The organism is Collinsella sp. AF37-9 (assembly GCF_003475115.1).
Taxonomy (GTDB): Bacteria; Actinomycetota; Coriobacteriia; order Coriobacteriales; family Coriobacteriaceae; genus Collinsella.
Genome location: NZ_QROQ01000010.1, coordinates 1 through 25,374, shown reverse-complemented (window position 1 = coordinate 25,374; position 25,374 = coordinate 1). Strand labels below are relative to the sequence as shown.

Annotated in this window: 21 protein-coding genes and 1 pseudogene; 17 read left to right on the top strand and 5 right to left on the bottom strand. The window is 61.5% G+C overall.

Translation table 11 applies throughout. The features are described from left to right. Positions 1-160: 160 nt before the first annotated feature. Positions 161-481 carry a thioredoxin gene (trxA, locus tag DW024_RS04565; protein WP_118377080.1) on the bottom strand — a complete coding sequence of 107 codons (321 nt, stop codon included), beginning with the start codon at positions 479-481 and terminating at the stop codon, positions 161-163. A 136-nt stretch (positions 482-617) separates the two neighbouring features. Here trxA and DW024_RS04560 point away from each other — a divergent pair, with 136 nt between their 5' ends. Next, entirely contained in the window at positions 618-1,193 is a 576-nt protein-coding gene (locus tag DW024_RS04560) for a hypothetical protein (protein ID WP_118377079.1), read from the top strand. Positions 1,194-1,267: 74 nt separating this feature from the next. On the opposite strand, the gene DW024_RS04555 is transcribed toward DW024_RS04560, so the two are convergent. After that, entirely contained in the window at positions 1,268-1,690 is a 423-nt protein-coding gene (locus tag DW024_RS04555) for a GHKL domain-containing protein (protein ID WP_158561612.1), read from the bottom strand. A 292-nt stretch (positions 1,691-1,982) separates the two neighbouring features. Between DW024_RS04555 and DW024_RS04550 the strand changes: the two genes are divergently transcribed. The 7 genes and pseudogenes from DW024_RS04550 (at position 1,983) to DW024_RS04520 (ending at position 9,214) form a co-directional block, all read left to right on the top strand. Beyond that, positions 1,983-3,089 carry a hypothetical protein gene (locus DW024_RS04550; RefSeq protein WP_233503821.1) on the top strand — a complete coding sequence of 369 codons (1,107 nt, stop codon included), beginning with the start codon at positions 1,983-1,985 and terminating at the stop codon, positions 3,087-3,089. An 82-nt stretch (positions 3,090-3,171) separates the two neighbouring features. Next, positions 3,172-3,399 (top strand): annotated as a pseudogene (locus tag DW024_RS10250) (transposase); the annotation flags it as partial. After that, positions 3,300-4,352 carry an IS3 family transposase gene (locus DW024_RS04545; RefSeq protein WP_158572161.1) on the top strand — a complete coding sequence of 351 codons (1,053 nt, stop codon included), beginning with the start codon at positions 3,300-3,302 and terminating at the stop codon, positions 4,350-4,352. The pseudogene DW024_RS10250 and the gene DW024_RS04545, both read left to right, overlap by 100 nt. 994 nt (positions 4,353-5,346) lie before the next feature. Further along, complete coding sequence (nadA, locus tag DW024_RS04535) at positions 5,347-6,372, top strand: quinolinate synthase NadA (protein WP_089573637.1); 1,026 nt, start codon at positions 5,347-5,349, stop codon at positions 6,370-6,372. 56 nt (positions 6,373-6,428) lie between these two features. Next, positions 6,429-7,805 carry an L-aspartate oxidase gene (locus DW024_RS04530; protein WP_233541332.1) on the top strand — a complete coding sequence of 459 codons (1,377 nt, stop codon included), beginning with the start codon at positions 6,429-6,431 and terminating at the stop codon, positions 7,803-7,805. Between the two features lie 3 nt (positions 7,806-7,808). Next, positions 7,809-8,669, top strand: a complete 861-nt coding sequence (nadC, locus tag DW024_RS04525; RefSeq protein ID WP_055250817.1) for a carboxylating nicotinate-nucleotide diphosphorylase — start codon at positions 7,809-7,811, stop codon at positions 8,667-8,669. Continuing rightward, positions 8,669-9,214, top strand: a complete 546-nt coding sequence (locus DW024_RS04520; RefSeq protein WP_118377063.1) for a transcription repressor NadR — start codon at positions 8,669-8,671, stop codon at positions 9,212-9,214. The genes nadC and DW024_RS04520 overlap by 1 nt, the downstream gene beginning before the upstream one ends. Positions 9,215-9,451: 237 nt before the next feature. On the opposite strand, the gene DW024_RS04515 is transcribed toward DW024_RS04520, so the two are convergent. Then, positions 9,452-9,637 carry a DUF362 domain-containing protein gene (locus DW024_RS04515; RefSeq protein WP_006235216.1) on the bottom strand — a complete coding sequence of 62 codons (186 nt, stop codon included), beginning with the start codon at positions 9,635-9,637 and terminating at the stop codon, positions 9,452-9,454. A 543-nt stretch (positions 9,638-10,180) separates the two neighbouring features. On the opposite strand from DW024_RS04515, the gene dnaK reads away from it, so the two are divergent. The 5 genes from dnaK (at position 10,181) to DW024_RS04490 (ending at position 17,051) form a co-directional block, all read left to right on the top strand. Beyond that, the gene (dnaK, locus tag DW024_RS04510) at positions 10,181-12,073 is read left to right on the top strand and encodes a molecular chaperone DnaK (RefSeq protein ID WP_117564548.1); all 1,893 of its coding nucleotides are present in this window, start codon (positions 10,181-10,183) and stop codon (positions 12,071-12,073) included. A gap of 2 nt (positions 12,074-12,075) precedes the next feature. Beyond that, positions 12,076-12,918 (top strand): nucleotide exchange factor GrpE, encoded by an 843-nt coding sequence (locus DW024_RS04505; RefSeq protein WP_117583638.1) that lies wholly within the window; start codon positions 12,076-12,078, stop codon positions 12,916-12,918. A 107-nt stretch (positions 12,919-13,025) separates the two neighbouring features. Then, positions 13,026-13,991 (top strand): DnaJ C-terminal domain-containing protein, encoded by a 966-nt coding sequence (locus DW024_RS04500; RefSeq protein ID WP_117583637.1) that lies wholly within the window; start codon positions 13,026-13,028, stop codon positions 13,989-13,991. A 72-nt stretch (positions 13,992-14,063) separates the two neighbouring features. Next, entirely contained in the window at positions 14,064-14,480 is a 417-nt protein-coding gene (locus DW024_RS04495; protein WP_055250809.1) for a heat shock protein transcriptional repressor HspR, read from the top strand. Between the two features lie 270 nt (positions 14,481-14,750). Continuing rightward, on the top strand, positions 14,751-17,051 hold the full coding sequence (locus DW024_RS04490) for a hydratase (protein WP_118377062.1): 2,301 nt from the start codon (positions 14,751-14,753) through the stop codon (positions 17,049-17,051). 272 nt (positions 17,052-17,323) lie between these two features. On the opposite strand, the gene DW024_RS04485 is transcribed toward DW024_RS04490, so the two are convergent. Next, on the bottom strand, positions 17,324-17,992 hold the full coding sequence (locus tag DW024_RS04485) for a hypothetical protein (RefSeq protein ID WP_117583635.1): 669 nt from the start codon (positions 17,990-17,992) through the stop codon (positions 17,324-17,326). Between the two features lie 219 nt (positions 17,993-18,211). Between DW024_RS04485 and DW024_RS04480 the strand changes: the two genes are divergently transcribed. The 4 genes from DW024_RS04480 (at position 18,212) to DW024_RS04465 (ending at position 23,701) form a co-directional block, all read left to right on the top strand. Beyond that, positions 18,212-18,898: a hypothetical protein gene (locus DW024_RS04480; RefSeq protein ID WP_117797285.1), complete on the top strand. Its 687-nt coding sequence runs from the start codon at positions 18,212-18,214 to the stop codon at positions 18,896-18,898. Positions 18,899-19,183: 285 nt separating this feature from the next. Continuing rightward, on the top strand, positions 19,184-21,811 hold the full coding sequence (gene clpB / locus DW024_RS04475; protein WP_117759104.1) for an ATP-dependent chaperone ClpB: 2,628 nt from the start codon (positions 19,184-19,186) through the stop codon (positions 21,809-21,811). A 134-nt stretch (positions 21,812-21,945) separates the two neighbouring features. Further along, positions 21,946-22,140 (top strand): hypothetical protein, encoded by a 195-nt coding sequence (locus tag DW024_RS04470; protein WP_233502698.1) that lies wholly within the window; start codon positions 21,946-21,948, stop codon positions 22,138-22,140. A gap of 208 nt (positions 22,141-22,348) precedes the next feature. Next, positions 22,349-23,701, top strand: a complete 1,353-nt coding sequence (locus DW024_RS04465; RefSeq protein WP_117637939.1) for an ATP-binding protein — start codon at positions 22,349-22,351, stop codon at positions 23,699-23,701. 73 nt (positions 23,702-23,774) lie between these two features. Here the strand turns inward: DW024_RS04465 and DW024_RS04460 are convergent, their stop codons facing one another. After that, a complete protein-coding gene (locus DW024_RS04460) occupies positions 23,775-25,262 on the bottom strand; it encodes a hypothetical protein (protein WP_117818276.1) in 1,488 nt (495 codons plus the stop codon). Positions 25,263-25,374: the final 112 nt, after the last annotated feature.

The window sequence follows — 25,374 nt, the reverse complement described above, 5'->3', positions numbered from 1 at the left end:
CGCCGCTGCATAAGAAAACGGGTGCGAGTCTGTGCGACTCGCACCCGTTCACTGGGGGCTGTTTGTAACTACCATACTATCCGTGGTCGCACGCGCCGCACCCGGCAGTCCGGCGAGCGGTGCAAAACCGCTCATGGACGGCGGGCAAGTAACAAGCGTATTACAGATGCTTCTCCAGCAGCGCCTGCAGCCTCGCCTTGGGCAGAGCGCCAACCGAGCGGTCAATCTCCTCGCCGTTCTTAAAGACGATCAGCGTGGGGATGCTCATGACGCCAAACTTCATGGCCAGGTCCTGGTTGTCGTCGACGTTGCACTTGGCCACAGCCAACTTGCCGGCCAGCTCGTCGGCAACCTCGTCTACGATGGGCGAGAGCGAGCGGCAGGGGCCGCACCACGGGGCCCAAAAATCAACCAGTACGGGCAGGCTATCGTTGACGACAGCGCCGAAGTTCTCGGGGGTAATCTGCTTAATGTCAGCCATGGTGACCTCCATAATACGACGCGGCTCGGCCGCGTAAAACTCAGTACGACCGTGCTTATACCCAGCGGCCCGCAAAGCAACCACTCGCGGGCAGCTCTTTTATATAATGGTGGGCACGCAAACGATTGGAGAGCGCATGTCCACGTCACAAAGCCAGAAAAAAGAAGCCATCGCCCAGGCGGCCGAGCAGGAGCTCACATCGCTTGCGGTCCGTGGCGTGCGCATCGTGGGCAACGCGTGCTCGCCGATCGTGCTGGTCAAAGGCGATTTGGACGAGGCCGAGCGTTCGGGCGGCGAGCTGGCTGCCGGTCCGGACGGTGCTGCGCTGCGCAAGGCGCTTGGGGCCATCGGCTACGCGCCCGAGGATTTTTGCGTGCTGGCAAGCGTCGCCGGCGCAGGCGACGGAGCGGTCGCGGTGGGCGAGACTCTGCCGTGCGAGCTGTTCCGTGAGGCGCTTGAGGCTTTGGACCCCGAGGCGGTGCTACTGCTCGACAACAACGCGGCTGACGCCATGCGCGAGACCTACGCCGATATGCTCGTGGCGATCGATGACTTCGACACCGCCATGCTCAAGCCCGGCTTGGTCGCCCATGTGCAGGGTCGCCGTGTGCTCGCGCTCGACGGTTTTGAGGCGGCACTCACCGACAAGGCCGCTAAGCAGCGCATGTGGGCCTACATCAAGCAGCTGACTCCGGCGGCCGCTCCGCTGTAGCGAGCCCGCGTCGACAAACGACCCCGAGCGGGCGAGCCGTACCCGCGGAACGCAAATCCGTCGCGCCCGCGCCCTTACATCACAGCGCGCAGCTCAAACCGATCGCCGTTAATGCGGAACTGGCAGTTGCCGTTCATGCGCTCCACGGCGAGTTTAATGCTCTTGGTGCCAAAGCCGTGACCGGCGTGCTGAGCCACGGGCGTGCCGTCGACCATGTGCGGCGCCCGTCCAAATGTGTTGGAAACCAGCAATAGAAGCTGACCGTCTTCGTAGCGAAGGTCCAGGTCGACAAACCGCTTGCCTTCGGGGGCGGTGCTCGCCGCGGCGATGGCATTGTCCAGGGCGTTCGATACCACACTGAACAGATCGGCATCGCCCACGTGGACGGTTTCGGGCACGGCGGCTCGCAGGTCGGCGGTGATGCCGTGCGCGTTGATGTCCGCGGAAAGCGACGAGAGCGCAATGTTGACCGTTTCGTTGGCGCAGTAGCGGCGCACAGCGGTGCGGTCGTTGGTCTCGCAAAGCGCGTCGATACGCTCGAGCGCCTCATCGGTGTGACCCTCTTCGATCAGGGCCGCAAGACCGCGCAGGTAGTGGCGTATGTCGTATCACATTGAGACCAAGTCAAGAAGAATCGCTTCGGTCGAATCGCGTCTTTTGGGTGAGTTCTCAACGTCCGCTGCCGCTGGTTTCCACCGTATGCCGAAAACACCCGGACGATGCCGTGCAGATCGCTTCGCTCTGCTATAGTCTCCCAAATTCACGTTTTCTATTGGGATGGTGGTTAATATGGGCGACATACTCGAATCGTTCCTGCGCGTGGCGATGGTGGTGTTCATCGTCGGTCCGCTCACTGCATGGGTCGCCCGTCGCGGCGCGCGCGAGCGCAGTGAGGCGACGGACAGCCTCGATCGCTTCACGGTGCGCATGCCCGCTGCCATTCGCACGATCATCGCCTGCTGCGCCGTCGCGTTCGAACTGCTCATGCTGGGTGTCTACGTCTGGCAGGGCGTCTCGTTGGGCGAGTGGGACCACGAACTTGTGTGGTTCGGTCACGCCATGGCGCTCGCGGGCATGGCCATCTGGGCCCTGCTGAGCATCCCGCGCATCGACGTGGACGGTGAGCGAATTCTCTCGCGTAACGCCTTCGGCATCCGCAAGGAGACGACGTTTGGCAACATCACCCGTGCAACGCTTCACACGCAGATGATGAGGATCGACCTGTTCGAGGGCGACCGGAAGTTCTGCTCGATAAGCCTCGAGGGGGTGTGCTCGCTCAACCTCCTCGCCCGTCTGGAGGAAGAGGGCATCGAGGTCTCGGACGCTGTTGACGGCCCGATGACCAAGGCGGGTCTGTGTTGGTCTGCCATCAAGCCGTTGACGATTGTTTTCAACGGTATGGCGCTCGTCTTCTCGCTCGTGATCGCCTTCATGGCTGTTTTCACCGACGCCGGTGCTCGTCTGCTCCTGCTCGTCCCATGCCTCTTCCTGTTCATAGGGGGACTCCTGCCTCTGCTCATGCTCAGCATGCCCGCCCGTGGTATCTACGAGATCGGCAGACAGGAGCGCGAACTCGGTTTCTCCTTCGCCGAGGAGATGGCGAGCCGAGGTGCCACGGGCACCTCGCTTGTCGACGACGATTGGTTCATCGAGATCAGCAACGCCCGCGTCGTGGCGTTCCGCCGCGATTATCTCAAGAAGGTCACGGCGCACGAGGATAGCGAGAGCGGCGACCGTTGCACGGTTACCACGAAAGGCGGTCGCAAAATCAAGGTGTACGCAGCGGGCAGCACGCTCGAGGACCTGCGCTCGTGGTTCAAACAGGGTGCCAAGGCCAGAAGCACGCTCGACCGTGCAGAGGACGTGCTCGAGACGACGTCTGATTGGGTTGTCTGACCTGTATCGTCTTTTCGGACACGCATGCTAGAGGCCCAATCCTTTAGAATGCATTCATCGACGACCGAGAGGACGGTATGCTATGTCCAACCCAGCCGCCAAGTACACCGACGAGTTCAGGCGCGAGACCGCCGACTACATCATCTCGACGGGCAGGCCGATAACGGAATGCTGCGCAGAACTGGGCCTGAATTCCAAGACCGTGAACAAGTGGGTGCAGAACCGCCGGCGCGAGCTTGCCGGCGGGCCCGACCCCAAGGCCGAGGACCGCGAGCTTCGCGAGGCGAAAAGGCGCATACGCGAGCTCGAGATGGAGAACGCCTTCTTGAAAAAAGCCGCGGCCTTCTTCGCCAAAAGCCAGGCGTAGCCGCATGCTACCGGATGATGTTGGCGGAGAAGGCCGAATTCCCGGTGAAAATGATGGCCCGCGTGCTCGGCGTGAGCCGATCGGGCTTCTACTCGTGGCTCTCCAACGGCTGCCCGCGAGAAAACTGGTCGGCCGAGCGCGAGGCGGTCCGGCGCGTGTGGCTGGAGTCGGACCGCAGGTTCGGCTTCCGGTTCGTGAAATGCTTCCTGCCCGGCGAGTTCTCCGGATTGACCCTGTACAGGGTGCGCAAGCTGATGCACGAGCTGGGAATACGCGGCTGCACGCCCAACGCCAGGAAGCGCACCACCATCCCCGACCCGAAGGCCAGGCCCCGGCCCGACCTGGTGCGCCGCGACTTCACCAGTCCCGTTCCAACCTGCAAGCTCGTGGGCGACATCACCTACCTGCGCACCGGCGAGGGATGGCTGTACCTGTCGACGGTCATCGACCTCAACACCCGCATGGTGGTGGGCTGGTCGCTCTCCGAGCGCATGACCGCCGACATCGTGGTTTCGGCGCTGGCGTCGGCCAAATCGCGCGGCTACGTGGCCGGCAACGCGATATTCCACGCCGACCGCGGCGCCCAGTACACCAGCAGGCTTCTGGCCGAATGGGCGCGCGACAACGACGTGCGGCTGTCCTGCAGCCGCGCCGGCAACTGCCACGACAACGCGGTGGCCGAGTCGTTCCTCGCCACGCTGAAGAACGAGATGTACTACAGGCGCAGCTTCCCGACCAGGGATTCCGCCAAGCACGCGGTGGTCGAGTTCATCGAGGCGTACTACAACCGCCGAAGGCCCCGCTCGACGATCGGCTACAAGGTGCCGGCCGAGGCCATGGCGGCCTTCTTCGAGAGAACCGAGCCCAAGCTCGAGGCCATGCCTATGGCCGCTTGATTTCTCGAGCATGCGTGTCCGAAATCTTGACACAGGTCAGAAGGCCTCGATGCCAGCGCTGCGCCGATATGGGGCAGCGGCCCCCCGTTGGCCGCCATGGCCCTGACTTCCGAGCGTATGCTGGCGCCGCTCGTCTTAAGACGTTGACCTCCATCCGGAGCCTGCGGTTCTCGCGCTCGGGCTCCAGGATCCGGTTCTACTCGGGCGTGCGGTTGTCGGCGGCGCGCGGCGAGCCGGTCTCGTTTATCGACTTGACCCGCCTCTCCACGGTGCTCTTGTCGAGGTCGCACTCGTCCATGGCCTCGCGCCTGGGCTTTCCGGCGTTGTGGAGATCGACTATCTTCCTCTTGAACTCGTCGGTGAAATGCCTCGGTCTGGGGCCGGTCGAGGCCGAGCCCCCGGTCCGGCTGGGGTAGCATGTCGCTGCGGACCATTGTCTTTCCTCTCGTTGAATATCTAGGCGCTGACGATTCTAGGCGATGGCCCTCTCTTGCTTCTTACACCTCGATTGTGCTCGCTACCCCCAGCGGGCCCGGATCGAGCGATTCGGGCCCGCTTTTGGGGCCTGCCGGAAACCCGGTGGTCAAAAAGGGCCAAATATGAGTACTGTTACCAGTTTGGTGGCAGCCAAATGGCCTCAAAAATCGGTGCCAGAGGCCAAAAGTGCATCGATTTTCGTTCTTCAGAGTCGCGATCGGGCTCCAAACAAGGCGATTTTGCTGCTCTGGACCGGAAAATCGATGCTACTAATTTGGTGACAGTACTCATATTTGGCCCTTTTTGACCACTGCCCCTTGGTCCAGGACAAAACGGGCTGCCCGAATCATGGGGCGGGTCCATTTTCGGCTGTCCTCAGCTTGCCAGTTCGAAAATGGACCTGCCGCATGATTGAATCTTTATTTCAACTTTACACCTAGGTTTACAGCTGTCTTGTCAGCTGTAAACCTAGGTGTCATACTAAAGCCCCAAGATTCGCCAAAAGAGAGGGGCCTTGATGGCACAGAGCGCGAACATGGATGCGTCGGAGCTTGCACGCGATATCGCGGCCGGCCTGGCATCGGCAACGACGGCAACGGAGCGCGCGGCATTGGTGCCCGCAGAGCTCGTCGAGGCCATTCAGCAACTTAAAACCCAGCGCGACGCGGTGATCCTGGCGCACTATTACGTGGCGCCCGAGGTCCAGGCTGTGGCCGATTACGTCGGCGACAGCTTCTACCTGGCAAAGCTTGCCAAGAGCCTGCCGCAGCAGACCATCGTGCTGTGCGGCGTGGAGTTTATGGGCGAGAGCGCCAAGCTGCTCAATCCCACCAAGACCGTGCTGCTGCCCGAGCCGGGCGCGGACTGTCCCATGGCGCACATGGTCAAGCGCGAGACGGTCGATGCGGCGCGCGCCGAGTACGGCGACGACCTGGCCGTGGTCTGCTACGTCAACTCCACGGTCGAGATCAAGAGCTGGAGTGACGTGTGCGTTACCAGCTCAAACGCCGTCAAGATCGTCTCCGAGCTGCCGCAGCAGCACATCTTGTTCATTCCCGACCAGAACCTGGGCCGCTTCGTAGCCGAGCAGGTGCCCCAAAAGCACGTCATCCTCAACAACGGCTACTGCCCGCGCCATCACATCATCACCGTCGAGCAGATCGTTGACGCGACGGAGGCCCACCCCGACGCGCTCGTGCTGGCGCATCCTGAGTGCAAGGCCGACGTCTTGGCCGAGGCCGACTACATCGGCTCCACCGCCGGCATCATCAAGTATGCCGAGGAGTCCGACGCGAGCGAGTTCATTATCGTGACGGTCCGCGGCGTGCTCTACGAGCTCGAGCGCCGCTGCGAGGGCACCGGCAAAAAGTTCTACTTCCCCGCGGTGCAGCCCACCTGCGTCAACATGGATCTCATCACGCTCGAAAAACTCGTGCGCTGCCTGGAGACGGGCGAGGGCGAGGTGCAGATCGGCGTGTCGGACGAGGCCGCCGACCAGGCTAAACTTACGCTCGACCGCATGCTCGAGTACGCGGCGCGCTAAGCCAATGTGACATGAGGGACAGTCCCTTATGTCACATAACAAGGGAGAGGATTCCTGTGGAAACCAAACAATACCCCGACATGGAGTGCGACGTTGTCATTGCCGGTTGCGGCGTGGCGGGCCTGTACGCGGCCCTCAATCTGCCGACGAGCACGCGCGTGATCATGCTCTCCAAGGGCGCTGTCGACGAGTGCGATTCGATGCTCGCGCAGGGCGGCATTTGCGTGCTGCCCGAGGGCTCGGACTACGATGCCTTCTTTGAGGACACCATGCACGCCGGCCACTACGAGAACCGCCGCGAGAGCGTCGACATCATGATCCGCTCGAGCCGCTCGGTCATCAACGACCTGCTGGCGATGGGCGTGGACTTTGAGCGCAAGGCCGACGGCAGCCTCGACTTTACCCGCGAGGGTGCGCACAGCCGCCCCCGCATTGCCTTCCATGCCGACATTACGGGCAAGGAGATCACGACCAAGCTGCTTCAGGCCGTTCGCAAACTGGATAACGTGCAGATTTTGGAGCACGTGGCCATGACCGACATCCTGACGGGCGAGCGTGACGGCGCCACGGTGTGTGCCGGTGTCGTCGCCGTTCCCGTGGACGAGGACAACTCGGTCCGCCCCGCCGACGAGCTGATAAATGCCGCCGAGGGCGCGCATGCCGGCGAGCCGTTTAAGATCCATGCCCGCCACACGCTGTGGGCAACGGGCGGCATCGGCGGCATATACGACCACTCGACCAACTATCCGCAGCTCACGGGCGATGCCTGCTACATCGCTCAGGAGCATGGCATTAAGATGGAGCACCTGGACTACGTGCAGATCCACCCCACGGGACTGTTCTCGCCGCAGCCAGGCCGCACCTTCCTGATCAGCGAGAGCTGCCGCGGTGAGGGCGCGATTCTGCTCAATGCCGCCGGCGAGCGTTTTACCGACGAGTTGCAGCCGCGCGACGTTGTCGCTGCCGCCATCCGCGAGCAGATGAAGCAGGACGGTACCGAGCACGAGTGGCTGAGCTTTGCCCCCGTCGAGCGCGATGTAGTGACCGGGCACTTTGCCAACATTCGCGCACGCTGCTTGGAGGACGGCCGCGACATCTTGGACGAGCCCATCCCCGTTACGCCTACGCAGCACTACTTTATGGGCGGCGTGTGGGTCGACAAGGACGGCCGCACCTCGATGCCCGAGCTCTACGCAGCCGGTGAGACGGCCTGCAACGGCGTGCACGGCAAGAATCGCCTGGCTTCCAACAGCCTGCTCGAGGCGCTGGTCTGGGGTCGTCGCGCCGCGTGGTACATGCGCACCGGCGAGTCGCTCGCCGTGGAGCAGGCGGGCGAGCCCGCGCTCGACGGGCGTCATCGCGCCCTGAGCGCCGACTCCCTGGCAATCGATGATTTGGCCCGTGCCGCCGGCACGCAGGCCGTGGAGGAGTAGACCATGAATCCCATTACCATGAAGCTCGTCGTCGATGATCTGATTCTGCAGGCTCTACGCGAGGACATTACGTTTGAGGACGTGAGCACGGCGAGCGTGTGCCCCACGGCGCGCCCCGCCACGGTGGAGCTCATCGCCAAGGCCGATGGCATCATCGCGGGCTTGGATGTGTTCGCCCGCACCTTTGAGCTGCTGGATTCGCAGAGCTCGGTGCTGTTTGATGTTGCCGACGGTGACGAGGTGCACGCCGGCGACCACGTGGGCCAGGTGCGCGGCGATGCGCGCGTGCTGCTTTCGGGCGAGCGCGTGGCGCTCAACTACCTGCAGCGCATGAGCGGTATCGCTACCTATACGCACAGAATGGCAGCGGCGCTCGAGGGTACCAAGACCGTGCTTGTCGACACACGCAAGACCACGCCGGGCATGCGCGTTTTCGAGAAGGCGGCGGTTGAGATCGGCGGCGGCAGCAACCATCGCTACAACCTGTCGACGGCCGTCATGCTCAAGGACAACCACATCGACGCCGCCGGTGGCGTGGCGCGCGCGATTGAGATGGCGCGCGCCCATGCATCGTTTACCACGACGGTCGAGATCGAGTGCGAGAACCTGGACATGGTGCGCGAGGCCGTGGAAGCCGGCGCCGACATCATCATGTTCGACAACATGACCCACGACGACATGGCCGCCGCTATCGAGCTTATCGCCGGTCGCGCCAAGACTGAGTGTTCGGGCAATGTGGACGCCAGCAATATTCGCGCCCTGGCCGATCTGGGCGTCGACTTTATTAGCTCGGGCGCGCTGACACACTCCGCCCCGATCCTCGACCTCTCGCTTAAGCACCTGCGTCTGCTGGACGGTAAATAATGAACGCCCGCGAGCGCCGTCGTGCCATCATGGGCGTGCTCGAGGGAGCCAGGGAGCCCGTTTCGGGCAGCGCACTTGCCCGCGAGGTTGGCGTGAGCCGCCAGGTCGTGGTTCAGGATATTGCCCTGTTGCGTGCCGATGGGCACGATATCGTGGCGACCAACCGCGGCTACGTGCTGCAGGAAGCCGCGAGTAGCCCCGCCGTGCCCACGCGTCTTGTTAAGGTGCGCCACGGCGTGGAGCAGGCGGGCGACGAGCTTACGAGTATCGTCGACGCGGGTGGCGCCGTGCTCAACGTGATCGTCAACCATCGTGTGTACGGCAAGATCACGGCCGACCTGGACATCCGCAATCGTCGCGATGTTGAGCGCTACCTGCACGATATCGAGAGCGGCAAGAGCTTTCCACTACTAACGGTGACGAGCGGCTACCACTTCCATCGCATCGCGGCGGAGGACGAGCAGACCCTCGACGAGATCGAGGCCATACTCAAGGAGAAGGGCTACCTTGCCGATTTAATGCCTTACGAGGACGATCTATCGTAGCCGATGCTGCAAACGTCCCTAAGCGGCAATCTGACGTTCAATCGTCGGTCGCGTACCAAAGTACGCTTCCCTCCTCTTTCACGTCACCTTGCTCGCTTAGGGACGTTTTCGCTGACGTGAGCTCAACCTGCGACGGTGCCTAATTGGTTAACCGCACAAAAAGGAGGCCTCCGCGGCGATGCGGAAGCCTCCTTTTTTGTGCACGGTGTACTTTTGAGTGTGCAAGTGGGGGAGTTGTTACTCCTCGACGATCTCGGTGATCGCGCCAGCGGGGCAAGCGTCCTGGCAAGCGCCACAGGCGACGCAGGAGTCCTCGTCGGCGACGGTAGCGACGTCCTGGAGCTCCAGAACGCCAGCGGGGCAGGAGTCGACGCAAACGCCACAAGCGATGCACTCGTCGGCATCAATTACGGGATGAGCCATGGTAGTTTCCTCTCTGTTGACCGACGCTACAGGCGATGCGCGCCGGTTTGATTCGGGCAAAAACATACCACGGGAGCGACCGTTTGCAATACCCTCTGGCCGGCATCTTCATACCGTTCGCCGAGTATGCCAAGGTTTACTAAAAAACGCGCAGGTGGGGCCGTTGAGCTGCGCAAATGTTAGCTATAGGTGACTTGTAATATAGGGCGATTGAGCGTGCTTGCGGAAACCGCATCCCATTATTTGGCCGAAAAACGGGTCGAACTTTCCCCAGGGAAGCCCGGGGCCGCCATGTGCGCTCCCAAGCCCAAACCTCAGCCATCTCTACATAGATCTCAATAGATCTGCCGAGAACTCAAATAGCGCTTCTGCCTGCGATTTTGCGAACCTAAACTCTCGGAGATAAGAAATCTTATATGAATTGACTTAGATTTTGTATATTCCGGCCCATAAGGGGATACACTACATCCTGAAAGACAAGCCGAAGCGCCGCGCGACAGATCGTCGAGGCGGCGCGAACGCAAAAGAGAGAGGGAATTTCTAATGAGTAAGATTCTTGGTATCGACCTTGGTACTACTAACTCCGCAATGGCCGTCCTCGAGGGCGGTTCTCCGACCATTATCGTGAACGCCGAGGGCGACCGCACCACCCCGTCTGTCGTGGGCTTCCGTGCTGACGGCGACCGCGTCGTGGGTAAGGCCGCTAAGAACCAGGCGGTCACCAACCCCAAGAACACCGTGTTCTCCATCAAGCGCTTCATGGGCCGCAAGTACTCCGAGTGCACCTCCGAGATCAAGACCGTGCCGTATGAGGTCAAGGAGGGCCAGGGTGGCCGTGCCGTCGTCGATATCGAGGGCAAGGATTATACCGCCGAGCAGGTGAGCGCCATGACGCTCGCAAAGATGAAGGCCGACGCCGAGAAGTATCTGGGCGAGACCGTCACCGACGCCGTCATCACCGTCCCGGCCTACTTCAACGACGCCCAGCGTCAGGCCACCAAGGACGCCGGCAAGATCGCCGGCCTCAACGTCAAGCGTATCGTCAACGAGCCGACCGCTGCTGCTCTGGCCTATGGCCTGGACAAGCAGGGCACCGACCAGCGCATTCTGGTCTTCGACCTGGGCGGCGGCACCTTCGACGTCTCCATCCTCGACCTCGCTGACGGCGTGTTTGAGGTTCTGTCCACCTCGGGCGACAACCACCTGGGCGGCGACGACTGGGATCAGCGCGTCATCGACTGGATGGCCGATAAGTTCCAGCAGGAGAACGGTGTCGACCTGCGTCAGGACCCCATGGCCCTGCAGCGTCTGAAGGAGGCCGCCGAGAACGCCAAGAAGGAGCTCTCCGCAGCCCAGCAGTCCACCATCAACCTGCCGTTCATCACCATGAACCAGTCTGGCCCGCTGCACCTCAACTACACGCTGACCCGCGCCGAGTTCGAGAAGATCACCCGCGACCTGCTCGAGCGCTGCAAGCAGCCTGTCACCAACGCCCTGCGCGACGCCAAGCTTAAGCTCTCCGATCTGACCGAGGTCATCCTCGTCGGCGGCTCCACCCGTATGCCCGCCGTCCAGGATCTGGTCAAGACCATGACCGGCAAGCAGCCCAACATGTCCGTGAACCCCGACGAGGTCGTTGCCGACGGCGCTGCCGTCCAGGGCGGCGTGCTCACCGGCGACGTCGAGGGCATCCTGCTGCTCGACGTTACCCCGCTGTCGCTGGGCGTCGAGACCATGGGCGGCATCATGACCAAGATGATCGACCGCAACACCACGATCCCGACCTCCAAGACCGAGGTCTACTCCACCGCTGCCGACAACCAGACCAGCGTCGAGATCAACGTGCTCCAGGGCGAGCGCGAGCTTGCCCGCGATAACAAGTCGCTCGGTAAGTTCCAGCTGACCGGTATCCCGGCTGCCCGCCGCGGTGTGCCGCAGATCGAGGTCACCTTCGACATCGACGCCAACGGCATCGTCAAGGTCTCTGCTAAGGACAAGGGCACCGGCAAGGAGCAGCAGATCACCATTTCCGGCTCCACCGCGCTTTCCGACGACGAAGTCGATCGCATGGTCAAGGACGCCGAGGCTCATGCCGAGGAGGACAAGAAGCAGAAGGAAGAGGTCGAGGTCCGCAACCAGACCGACAGCCTGTGCTACTCCACCGAGCAGACCCTCAACGAGCTGGGCGACAAGGTTTCCGCCGATGTGAAGTCCAAGGCCGAGGCCGCTATCGCCGACGCCAAGAAGGCGCTCGAGGGCTCTGACGTCGAGGCCATCAAGGCCGCTGGCGAATCCCTGCAGTCCGTAGCCTACGAGCTGGCTCAGGTTGTCTACGCCGACGCTCAGCAGCAGACCGACGGCGCCGCCGGTGCCCAGCCTGCCGACGATGACGTTGTCGACGCCGACTACGAGGTTGTGGACGACGAGGACAAGTAATCATGTCCGCCCGTAAAGCTCGCACGGAGGCGGCCGCCGCTGGCGCCGCCCCCGTTGACTCTGAGGAGAAGGACGTGAAGATTCCCGTAGAGGCCGTCGACGATACCGAGGCCAACGAGGCCGAGGCCGCCGAGGCTGCCGAGAACCAGGTAGAGGATTCCAACAAGGAGGCGACGATGACCGAGGACGAGATGGTGGAAGCCGCTATCCGCGCCGGTGAGGAAGCCGCCGACAACGACTTTAAGCTCAAGTTCGAGCAGGCCCAAAAGGAGCTTGCCGACGTACGCAGCGAGCTCGATGCTGCGGCAGAGGCTCAGAAGGCCGCCGAGGACAAGGCAAAGGACGCCACCGAGCGTACCGCCCGTCTGCAGGCCGACTGGGAGAACTTCCGTCGCCGCACCGCCAGCGAGCGTATCGCCGAGCGCGAGCGCGCGACCGAGAAGCTTGTCACCGCGCTGTTGCCGGTGGTTGACGATATCGAGCGTGCAATCGACCATGCCCGTAGCCAGGAGCTTTCCGACGACTTTAAGCAGTTCGTCGATGGCGTTGATGCGGTGCATGCCAAGCTGCTCGATGTGTTTGCGCACGAGGGCGTTGAGCCCATCGACCCCAAGGGCGAGGCGTTCGATCCGCTCGAGCACCAGGCCGTGGGGCGTGTCGAGGACGCATCGCAGTACGACGAGACCGTCAACGACGTGTACCAGAAGGGCTACCGCATGGCGGACCGCATCCTGCGCTCCGCGATGGTGACGGTGACCTACGGTGGCGAGAAGCGCCCCGCACCGGAGCCCGAAGCGGCGCCCGAGGATGCTGCGGCCGATACGGCTGAGAGCACCGAGGAGTAATTGAGAAGGGCCCCGGGGCAACACCCGGGGCCCTTTCTGGCCTAGTGCCATATGACAGTATGAGCCGCCGCCCGTTGAGCGGTGGATGAAACAGGAGAGGAGCTACGATGGCTGCAGGCAAAACCTTCTATGACATCCTGGGCGTATCCAAGAGCGCCTCCGACAAAGAGATCAAGAGCGCGTTTCGCAAGCTCGCGCAAAAATACCACCCCGATGCCGGCGGCGACGAGGCCAAGTTCAAGGAGATTAGCGAGGCTTACGAGACGCTTTCGGACGAGAAGAAGCGCAAAGAGTACGACCAGATGCTCATGTTCGGCGGCATGCCGGGCGCGGGCGGCGCGTATGGCGGCGGCTACGGTGCCGGCGCGGGCGCCAGCGGCTGGGGCGATATCTTCGACAGCATCTTTAGCGGCAACGGCGCTTGGGGCAGCGATTGGGGCTCGGGCTTTGCCGGGGCTGCGGGTAATGCCGGTGCCGGTGCGGGTCGCAGCCGTGCTCGCAAGGGCGGCGACCTGTCGCTGACTGTCGACGTGACGGCCGAGGACGCGTTTCGCGGCGTGACGCACAAGGTCACCTATCGCATTCCCTCGACGGGCGAGCAGCAAACCATTACGGTCTCGGTTCCCGCAGGTGCGGTCGACGGCGGCAAACTACGCTACAAGCGTCGCGGCGAGTATGGCGTTGCGGGTGGCGAGCGCGGCGACCTGGTCGTGACCACGCATGTGGAGGAGCACCCGCTGTTTAAGCGCAAGGGTGCCGATGTGACCATGGAGGTACCGATCTCGGTTTACGAGGCGGCGCTCGGCTGCACGGTGGATGTGCCCACACCCGGCGGCGCGACGGTTCGTCTGAAGGTGCCGGCGGGCACCCAGACGGGCAAGAAGTTCCGCTTTAAGGAGATGGGCGCGCCCGATGTTAAGCACCGTGGCCGCACGGGCGCGCTGCTCGTCGAGATCAAGGTGCAGGTTCCCACGAACCTGTCCGACGATGAACGCGATGCCATGACCAAGCTGCGCGAGGCCGACACGCGCGACTATCGCGAGAAGGTCAATCGTTACAAGGCGACGTACTAGGGCGGTCGCGGCGCACGCCCACGCCCGCGGGCTTATGATGGACGATAACGAGACGGAAAGGGGTCAGGTAGCATGGCCGAGGACAATAGGAACAAACCGCTGTACATGATCAGCGTGGCGGCCGAGCTGACCGGCATGCACCCGCAGACTCTGCGCGTCTACGAGTCCAAGGGCTTGGTGAACCCCCAGCGCTCGGGCGGCAACACGCGTCTGTATTCGCGTGCCGATATCGAGCGCCTGGAGCTCATCAACCAGCTGACTGACGAGGGCATCAACCTTGCCGGCGTGGTGCGCATCCTCGATATGAAGGAGCGTGCCGAGGAGCGCGAGCGCGAGAACGAAAAGCTCCGCGCCCGCGTGCGCCAGCTCGAGGACGAGCTGCACGAGTATAAGATGCAGAAGAAGATCACCGCCCTGGCCCCGCGCGACGGCTCGGTCAACCCCGAGCAAGTCATGCGCAAACTGCTGGGCACGGGCGGCGACCTGTAGGCACTCATTGGGGACAGACTTAAATGAGTACCTGCAGAATGAGAGTGGATAATCTCCCGTTTTTTGCCTGTTTGCAGGCTCAAAGTGGGAGATTATCCACTCTCGTCATTTGAGCGTCTAAGTCTGCCTCCCCAGGACCTAACTCGTCCTCTGCTTTACTGAGATAAAGTGAACGCAGAGATTCGTAACCCACTCGCAACCGTTCTATGGCACGATATTGAACGAATGTATGCTATGCGCCCAAATCTTTTGGGCAGAGTGGGAGACAGTATGGTCAAGCTGTACGAGGACGGCATTTACCTGCGCGGCGGCAGCGAGGTTGTGCCTGCGGCCGAGGCTGCCGAGCGCGGTATTACGCAGACGCCCGAGGATGCTAAGCGCGGCACCATCGCGTATTCGATCCTCCAGGCACACAATACGTCCGGAGATCCCGAGGCGCTCAAGATTCGCTTCGACGCTATGGCGAGCCACGACATCACCTTTGTCGGCATCATCCAGACGGCGCGCGCCTCGGGCATGGAGCAGTTTCCGCTGCCCTACGTGCTCACCAACTGCCATAACTCGCTGTGCGCCGTGGGCGGCACCATCAACGAGGACGATCACGTCTTTGGCCTTTCCGCGGCCAAGAAGTACGGCGGCATCTTCGTTCCGCCGCACATCGCCGTCATCCACTCCTTTATGCGTGAGAACTTCGCCGGCTGCGGCAAGATGATCCTGGGTTCCGACTCGCACACCCGCTATGGTGCCCTGGGTACCATGGCCGTGGGCGAGGGCGGCGGCGAGTTGGCAAAGCAGCTGCTGCGCGACACCTACGATGTCGCCTATCCCGGCGTCGTGGCCATCTACCTCACGGGCGCCCCGCGCCCCGGCGTCGGCCCGCACGATGTGGCGCTCGCCATCATTCGCGCCGTCTTTGCCAAGGGCTACGTCAAGAACAAGGTCATGGAGTTTGTGGGCCCCGGAATCGCGAGCATGACGACCGATTACCGCAACGGCGTTGACGTCATGACCACCGAGACCACCTGCCTGTCGAGCATTTGGGCCACCGACGAGGACACGCATGCGTTTTTGGCCATGCACGGCCGCGGCGACGACTACCGCGAGCTCAAGCCCGCCGATGTCGCCTACTATGACGGTTGCGTCGAGGTCGACCTGTCGAGCATCAAGCCCATGATCGCGCTGCCGTTCCATCCTTCCAATGGCTTTGAGATCGACGAGCTCAACGAGAACCTCGAGGACATCCTGCATGAGGTGGAGCTCGAGGCTGCCAAGATCGGCGAGGGCAAGACGCACTTTAGCCTGCTCGACAAGATCGTCGACGGCAAGCTGCACGTACAGCAGGGCGTTATCGCCGGCTGCTCGGGCGGCAACTACGACTCCGTGGTCCAGGCTGCCCGCGTGCTCAAGGGCGCCAACACCGGCTGCGGCGAGTTCTCGCTGTCGGTCTATCCCACAAGCCAGCCCGTGGCGCTCGAACTTACGCGCCGTGGCTATATCTATGACCTCATTGAGGCCGGTGCGATCGTGCGCACGGCGTTCTGCGGTCCGTGCTTTGGCGCTGGCGACACGCCTGCCAACAACGGCCTTTCGATCCGCCACACTACGCGCAACTTCCCCAACCGCGAGGGTTCCAAGCCGGGTAATGGCCAGCTGAGCGCCGTGGCCCTGATGGATGCTCGCTCCATTGCGGCAACGGCTGCCAACGGTGGCGTCCTGACGCCGGCGACCGACCTGCCCGAGGAGACTTGGGACGAGGCCTGCGAGTACACCTTTGACGACGCGCCGTACAAGAAGCGCGTGTACTGGGGCTTTGGCAAGGCGGAGCCTGCCGATGTGCTGGTCGAAGGCCCCAACATCAAGCCGTGGCCCGCGATGGAGCCTCTCGGCGACGATATCCTGCTCAAGGTTTGCTCCAAGATCATGGACCCGGTCACTACGACCGACGAGCTCATTCCCTCGGGCGAGACGAGCTCCTTCCGCTCCAACCCGCTGGGTCTGGCCGAGTTTACGCTGAGCCGTCGCGACCCGGCGTACGTGGGTCGCAGCAAAGAGGTCGACGCTGTGGAGAAGCGTCGCGTTGCCGGCGAGTCCGCGGGCGACCTGGCCGCGCTCGATGCCGAGCTTGCCGGTGTGTTCGAGGCGCTGGCTGGTGCGGGCGTCGCGGCAGATGCCAAGGCGACCGAGTTCGGTTCCATGATTTACGCCAAGAAGCCTGGCGACGGCAGCGCCCGCGAGCAGGCCGCGAGCTGCCAGCGCGTAATTGGCGGCCTGGCCAACATCGTCCACGAGTACGCCACCAAGCGCTATCGCTCCAACGTGATGAACTGGGGCATGGTGCCCTTCCAGATGGAGGCCGAGCCCAACTTTGAGGTGGGCGATTACGTCTTTGTTCCGGGTATCCGTGCCGCGCTCGATGGCGACCTGAAGGACATCGCCGCCTACGTGGTGCGCGCCGATGGTGCGGTCGAGCAGATTGAGCTCTACATTGCCGATATGACGGCAGAGGAGCGTGCCATCGTCAAGGCCGGCTGCCTGATCAACTACAACAAGTTCAAGGCCGCTGCCGAGTAGCGCACTTAATTGTCCGCCCGGGGCTTACCCTTTCCCGCCCGCTCACGCGCTTCGCGAGGGCCGCGTTCGGGAAAGGGTAAGCCCCGGGCTACATTTCTGCGTTCTCGTTGGGTCTTGAGGGACGCTAATAAATAGACTTGCTTGATGCCGCCTCTGTTATCGGGGCGGCTTCTTTTTGTTGAAAACCACCACAAAGGGGGCAGGCACCTTTGTGGTGGTGGGGACGAGCTCGATGCTGTTGTGATCGTTGAGCGGCATGTTAATGGGCGGCTCTACAGAATTTCATCTGGGCTGGCGGGTTTGGTTGTTTTGGGGATGCCGAGTTTGGATGACGCGAAATCGTCAACATTGTCCTTAATTCCGTCTTTGGTGTAGACAGTGACCATATAGGTGCTGTGTCCGAATTCGCCCTTGTCGCGTGTTGCCCAGGCATCCCAGTAGGCGGCCCCGTTTCGCCCTTTGATTTTTCCGACACGGCGGAGTTCTGTTCGCTTTAATTTCTGGTTGCTATAGATGGTTCGACCGGCCTCCTCGGTGAGCCCGCACTGTCCAAGCATCTTGTCGAGGACTTGGTTCATGTGGCGCTCATCGGTGTTTGGTGCGTAGTCGTAGGCGAGGGTGATGAAGTCGAGTGGCTGGTCGTCGATTAGATAGTTTAGCGTCTGAGGTCCAAGGCAGAAATAGGGGGAGCATCCGTCGATCTGACCGAGCAGTGGCAACTTTGACTGCCAACTTCCGGTGGGAATTCCATCTTCGTAAAACACGCCGCGACAGATAAAGGAGAGCGAGGTGGCACGCGAGCCGGCGTCGACCATTCCGCATAAATCGAAGGGCGAGGTGATACCAAGGGAAAAGGGCGTGATGACGATAAGGAAGAGCATCACGATGGGTATGGCGAGAATGGCGATGACGTTGCGACCGGTGGAATGAGGCGGCTTCATATGCGCTCCTCGAGACAAAGATCTGTTGAGGATAGGCAGAAATGGATATGTTCAGAGAGCAATTCAAGTTTAATCTCATTGCGCGAGATGGTCGACCGTTAGCGTCGAAAACCACCACAAAGGTGCCTGTCCCCTTTGTGGTGGTGAGGAGCGCGCGGCTTCTTTTGGTAATAGTGTTAGCTGGCGGTATCATTAGTGCAGGTGGCGAAGGTTTGCATTGTGGGGTGTTTTGCCGTGAGCCGTTCTGCCCGTATTGGATTGATTGTCTTGGCGCTTGCGATCGCTGTGGTTGGCGCGGGCGCTGTCGGTATGGCATTTCTACCTGCTGCGGTGACGGAGCCGGTGGTCAAGCCTGTGACTCAATCTGTCGAACTTCTGACCGGCGACGACAAGCCCGAGACCATTACCGTTGATTTTGATGAGCAGCCGGCTGTGCTGGGTATTAGCAATTATCCGCGTATTCAGCTTGGGGCCATGCGCTATACCACGGATACAAGCCTGATCGATAGGGCGTCCGAGCTACTCAAGGGCAAAACATTTAAGCGTTGGTACGGATATGCGTCCTATCGGGCAAAAGCGAACGACATGGTTGGCGGATGCCACTCGTCCATCGAGCTGGACACTGCAAACGGCGCAAAGTTATGTGATGTCTCGTACGATCCGGGCTACGAGGGCAATGAGGGTCCGGGCATCTACATCATGGACGGCGATGTCGCCTATGTCATGGAGGGCGACCAGACCGAGCTCAACGATTTTATGGGTCAGTGTATCCAAGATGCCTATAAACAGACCTGCTTGCCTGACCCGCAGACTGCACGCGATAGTGGGTCTGCCCGTACATGGCTGTTCGAGGATGAGATGCCCTGGACCGTCGAATCGGGAAGTACGGGTTCGGCGAAGGAGTAGAGACCGCGACCACCACAAAGGTGCCTGTCCTCTTTGTGGTGGTCGCGGTCTGTCTCGATCTGTAACATCTAGGATCAAAAATGGCTGCTAGATGTTACAGATCGAGACGGTAGCGCGCCTGGGCAGCGGCGGGCTGACATCTCAGTACCCTATCCGTAATTCACTCAGAAAATCTTATATATAGAGACTTAGATTTGTGTATAAGATCGCGTAAAGCTGGCAACAATACTTCTCGAACAACGTGAAGCCGCCCCGTAGGGCGGCCGCCCCAAGAGAGGTGATTCCATGAGAATCGATAAGCTAGCAATGACGTCGCGCGAGGCGCTGCAGACCGCCATGAGCACGGCTGCCGATGCACAGGCCGGCGCGGTGGAGCCGATCCACCTGCTGTCTGCCCTGCTCGGTGCCGGCGAGCGCAATATCTCCGTGATCATCGAGCGCATCGGTGCCGACCCGGCTCAGCTCGCACGCTCCACACAAGATGCCATCGACCATGCGCCCAAGGTGTCGGGCGAGGGTCAGCAGATGGGCCTGTCCAACGAGCTCGTTCGCGTGATCGAGAAGGCCGAGAAAAAGGCCACCAAGATGGGCGACAGCTTTGTGGTGACCGAGCATCTGCTGATGGCACTTGCCGAGGACAAGGGTGAGGCGGGTCGCGTGCTGCGTGGCGCCGGCGTGACCAAGGAGCGCATCGAGCAAGTCTACGAGGAACTGCGCGGCGATGACCGCGTGACGTCTGCCGAGGACAAGACGCAGTTTGAGGCGTTGGAGCAGTACGGTCGCAACATCTGCGATCTGGCTCGCGCCGGCAAGCTCGACCCGGTCATCGGCCGTACCGACGAGATCCGTCGTACTATTCAGGTTCTGTCCCGCCGCACCAAGAACAACCCCGTGCTTATCGGCGAGCCGGGCGTCGGCAAGACGGCCATCGTCGAGGGCATTGCTCAGCGAATCGTGGCCGGCGACGTACCGAGCACCCTGCGCGACCGCGACCTCATCGAGCTCGACATGAGCGCGCTGGTCGCCGGCGCCAAGTACCGCGGCGAGTTCGAGGACCGCTTGAAGGCCGTGCTCAAGGAAGTCCAAAAGTCCGAAGGCAAGGTCATCCTGTTCATCGATGAGCTCCACACCATCGTGGGCGCGGGTGCCACCGAGGGCTCCATGGACGCCGGCAACATCCTGAAGCCGGCGCTTGCCCGTGGCGACTTGCACGCAATCGGCGCGACTACGCTCGACGAGTATCGCAAGTACATCGAGAAGGACGCGGCACTCGCCCGTCGTTTCCAGACCGTGATGGTCTCCGAGCCCACCGTCGAGGACACCATCTCGATCCTGCGTGGCCTCAAGGAGAAGTACGAGATCTTCCACGGCGTGCATATCACCGATAGCGCGCTCGTGGCGGCCGCCGACCTCTCCGATCGCTACATCGCCGACCGCTTCCTGCCCGATAAGGCCATCGACCTGGTTGATGAGGCGGCAAGCCGCCTGCGCATGGAGCTCGACAGCATGCCGGTCGAGATCGATGCCACCACGCGTCAGCTCACCCAGCTGCAGATCGAGGAGCAGGCGCTCATGAAGGAGACCGACGACGCCTCCAAGGAGCGTCTGGAGGCCCTGCGCCAAGAGATTGCCGAGGTCCAAGAAAAGCTCAACGTGCAAAAGGCCGGCTGGCTCAACCAGAAGAACGCCATCGACCACGTGCAGGAGCTCAAGGGACAGCTCGACGAGGCCAAGAGCGAAGAGGAGCGTGCGACGCGCAACGGCGACCTGGGCCGTGCGTCCGAGCTGCGCTACTCCGTGATTCCGGGCCTGCAGCAGCAGATTCAGGATTCCGAGGCTGCGCTCGAGGCGCAAAAGCAGCAGGACGGCGAGGGCCTCAACGAGCAGGTGACCTCCGATGAGATCGCTGAGGTCGTGAGCGCTTGGACCGGCGTGCCCGTCTCCAAGATGATGCAGGGCGAGCTCGACAAGCTGAAGGGCTTGGAGGGCGAGCTGCATAAGCGCGTCATCGGCCAGGACGAGGCGGTCTCCGCTGTCGCCGCGGCCGTGCGTCGCAGCCGTGCGGGCCTCTCCGATCCGGACAAGCCCATCGGCAGCTTCTTCTTCCTGGGCCCCACCGGCGTGGGCAAGACCGAGCTCGCCAAGGCGCTTGCCGAGTGCCTGTTCGATGACGAGCGTGCGCTCGTGCGTATCGACATGTCCGAGTACATGGAGAAGTTCAGCGTCCAACGTCTGATCGGTGCGCCTCCGGGATACGTGGGTTACGACGAGGGCGGCCAGCTTACCGAGGCCGTGCGCCGTCGTCCGTACTCCGTGATTTTGCTCGACGAGATGGAGAAGGCTCATCCGGATGTCTTTAACGTGCTGCTGCAGGTGCTTGATGACGGCCGTCTGACCGATGGCCAGGGTCGCCAGGTGTCCTTCAAGAACACGATCATCATCATGACGTCTAACGTGGGCTCCAAGGCCATCGCCGATCTGTCCGGTAAGGACGAGGAGGAGATGCGCCATCAGGTCGACGCCGCCATGGCTCAGACCTTCCGCCCCGAGTTCCTCAACCGTATCGACGATATCGTGGTGTTCCATCCGCTCGGCATGGCGCAGATCGAGAAGATCGTCGACATCCAGCTTGCCGACGTCCGCGCGCGTCTGGCCAAGGAGCGCATGACGCTTGCCATCACCCCGGCGGCCAAGCAGATGCTCGCCGTGGGTGGCCTGGACCCCGTGTTCGGTGCCCGTCCGCTCAAGCGCCTGGTCCAGCGCGAGGTCGTGGACGCCATCGCCGCCGCCATCATCGACGGTACGGTGCGCGAGGGCGATCAGGTGACGGTCGATGCCGACAAGGACGGCGGCTTTACCGTCGTGTGCGACAACACGCCGTCTGCTACCTACGAGGTCCCCGACGCCGAGTAGATTTATGGGACATGCCTTAAAATCTGCCAGCCGTCTCTAAACGCCAAGGGCGGCGGATCCAATTGGGTCCGCCGCCCTTTTTCGTGCGACAATCGATAATGTTGAACACGATTGCATGGCAAGGAGATATGCAGATGATAGACAAGAACAAGACGAATGCGCCGGTCGCCAACGCCGCGCCGGCCGCACCCAAGCCTGCACCCAAGCCTGTGCCCAAGCCGCGCGACCCCTACATCCGTGCCGAGAACGAGGATGACGACGGCTACGATCCTTATAGCGATCGTCGCCCCGAGCGCGAGCCCCTCTTCGAAGCCGACCCCTGGCGTTAAGTAGCTCATTTGGGACGGGGCTTTTTTAGCTACTTTGTTTTCGGCTAGAGGCGTTCATGCCTGCCCCCCTCGGCCGCTCGATATCCTCCGGGAGGGGCCACTAATAGAAAACTTGCTTATCCATTAATCAAGATACGCATAATCTTGCTCTCCTGCTAATCAAGAATCGTTATAATCTTGATTAGCAGGAGAGCAAGATTGGAGAATTATGGCATTCAACGACTTGGTGGCTCAAAAAATAAAGGACTTTGAGCAACAGGGGATTCCGCAGGTCTTTGAGCGCGACCTTGATCTGGGCAACCCGCAGGAGCCAAAGCGCGACAACATCGTATATGTGATTGTGGGCGCCCGTCGTTGTGGAAAGACGTATCGCTTGTATCAGGAGATGCGGCGGCTTCAGGGCCAAGGCGTCGAGCTTGACCGGATGCTATATTTCAATTTTGAGGATGAGCGCTTGCGTCCGTATGAGCCATCGCTACTAGCGGACGTGCTCGATACATTCTATGCACTATATCCTGCTGCTCGAGGCGAGGGCGCCTACCTTTTCTTTGACGAGATCCAGGAAATACCCGAATGGGGTGCGTTTCTGCGACGCGTGGTCGATACGGAGAAGGCGACCGTTTACGTGACGGGATCTTCTTCTAAGATGCTGTCCTCAGAACTTAAGAGCGAGTTCAGGGGCCGTTCTCTTGTGCGAGAGCTTTTTCCGTTGAGTTTTTCGGAATACGTCCGATATAAGACGGGGAGCGTTCCTGAGTCGAACGCGCCCTTCTCCTCAAGCGCTGCAGCGTTGCTCCGACACCATCTGGTCGGATATCTCGAGCGAGGGGGATTCATCGCGACACTTGAGCAGACGCCCGCAGACGCGATTCAGCTGCTACAGGAATATGCGTCGCGAACGGTCGCTATGGACGTTGTGGAGCGTTACGACGTCAAGAGCCCTCGTTTGGCCTCACTGTTTCTGACGCGGTGTATGGCATCTTCGGGACGAGAGCTGTCGGTGAACAAGGTGTACAACGAGTTCAAGAGCAGGCAGATACCCGTCAGTCGTAATTCGCTCAGCGACTTACTTGAGTATTACGAGGACGCCTACCTGCTGTTTTCTGTGCCGGAGTTTACGCGTTCACTTGCAAATAATACGCGGTCTGCGTCTAAAGTCTACGCTGTCGATCCTGCGATGTTTGGAGCATTCTCTCCCGCATCGGCATTGGACCAGGGCCAGAGGCTCGAGACTGCGGTGTTCAATGCGCTCAGAAGAAGGACTCCTGCGGTGCGGGTCGGTTCGGTCTGCCGCCTACTGGTCAAGGAGAAGAATAAAAGCCATGAGGTTGACTTTGTGGCTGGGGATGCACTTCTCATGCAGGCTTATAGCCTGACTCAGGTGAGTGTGGATATGGCAAGCGAGAAAACGCGCGAACGCGAAATTGCAGCCCTCGATGCCTCGATGGCCCAGTTTGATCTTGGCGAGTCGGTAATCGTTACTATGGATGAACAGGCCGATATTCCATGTGAACACGGTGTGGTACACGCTGTGCCCGCATGGAAGTGGCTCCTTGCCTAATCATCTACGGATCTGTGGGGCCAGGACCTCCTGGCCCCTTCATCACGGTTGGGGAGTACCATGATGCGCCCGGCTAGTCCTGGGCCTTGATGCTCGGCAGCAGAATCTGGGCGATGTAGTCGCATTCGAGCTTGGTGGCAGCGTCGGCCTTGCCGTCTTTGCCGACCAGCACGCTCTTGATCTGGCTGTAGGTGTAGCGGTTGCCGGTCGTAAGCTCGACAAGCTCAATGGCTGTGTCCATGGGATAGGTCGACACGGGGTTCTGCGTGCGCCCGTTGATGGTCTGGGGCACCACGTACGGATAGACGGGGCCGCTGGCGTAGACGGTATAACCGTTGCCTAGATTGGCCGCACCCAAAACCGTATCGCCCTCATCGGGCGTAAAGCTCTCGCCCTCGCGCACCGCGACGAGCGTCACAATCGGCGTATCGCTGTCGCCGGCAAGATAGATGCATAGCGTGCTGCCATTTTGCCAAGTCTCGACCTTGCCGTACCATTCGACGGGGATATCGAGCTGGTAGAGGTCGGTTGCCTTGTGACGGGCGTCGGCATCACGGGCTGCCTGTGCCTTTTGCGCGCTCACGGCATTGACGGCGGCGTCGCGCCGCGCGGTTGCCGCCTGCTGGAGCACCTTGGCGGTGGCGGCGGAGCTCGCGCCGCCTTCCTCGGCATACTTGGCGGCGGCGTCGATCTGGTCGTTGGTTACCGTGTCGGCCGAAGGCACCTTGAGTTTAAAGGCAGCCTGGGCACTTAAATCCTGTCCATCGCTCTTAACGGTGACCTGCGTCTTGGTGGTCGGGACGGTATAGATGGTGCCGTCGGCCGCGATGGGGGAGGCAGCGATGGAGAGCGTGTAATCGCCGGGCAGCAGTTTGATGCCGCGGCCGTGCTCGTCAACGTAGAGCGTTTCGCTCACAGAAGAGCCGTCGGAGTCCTGGCCACTCACCTGCACGGGGATCTTTGAGCCGGTGGAGCAGTCGAGTCCCGCGGCATGTACGCCAATTTGCACCGACATCATGGTATGGGCGTTTGCGGCAACTACGGCGGCCTGCTCTTGCTGGTATCCGTTCCAAGCCGCATAGCCCGCGCCGCCGGCGACGAGCGCGACAGCCACGACACCGGCGACCATCAGATTGCGGCGCTTGGGCGACATCTTACGATGACGAACCTCGGCTTCGTGTGCCGAGGGAGCGGACGGCAGGGGAATATCTCCCATGGCGATGGTCTCGTCGACGACTGGCGCAGAGCCCAAGCCGGGGAGCTCGCGGGTGAGCGATTCGTCGACGGGCAAGTCGCCAAGCAGGGAGGTCTCATCTCCCGCGTTGGGTTCCGGTTGGCCATTGCCCTCGTCATCGCCTTTTTCGACATCGGCTTCATCGCGAGCATCCTCGACGTCGTCGCCCGTATCCGGTATGCCATCGCCCGCCGCGTCCTGCATGTCGGCGATTGTCTCGTCAAACGCAACTTCGTCCAGCGAAAACCGGTCTAGGCTCTCCAAGGCCTCGGCGCACGCCGCTGCATCTTGGGCCGCGTCCTCTTGGCCCCTCGTCTCATTTTCCATATATCCCCCAAGCTCAATATCGGGACAACAATGTACCCAAAATTAAGGTCACATAGAGCTGGCGTGGGTGGCGCGCGCAGACGTGGTGTAAGAGCGTCCCGAGGTCCGTCGC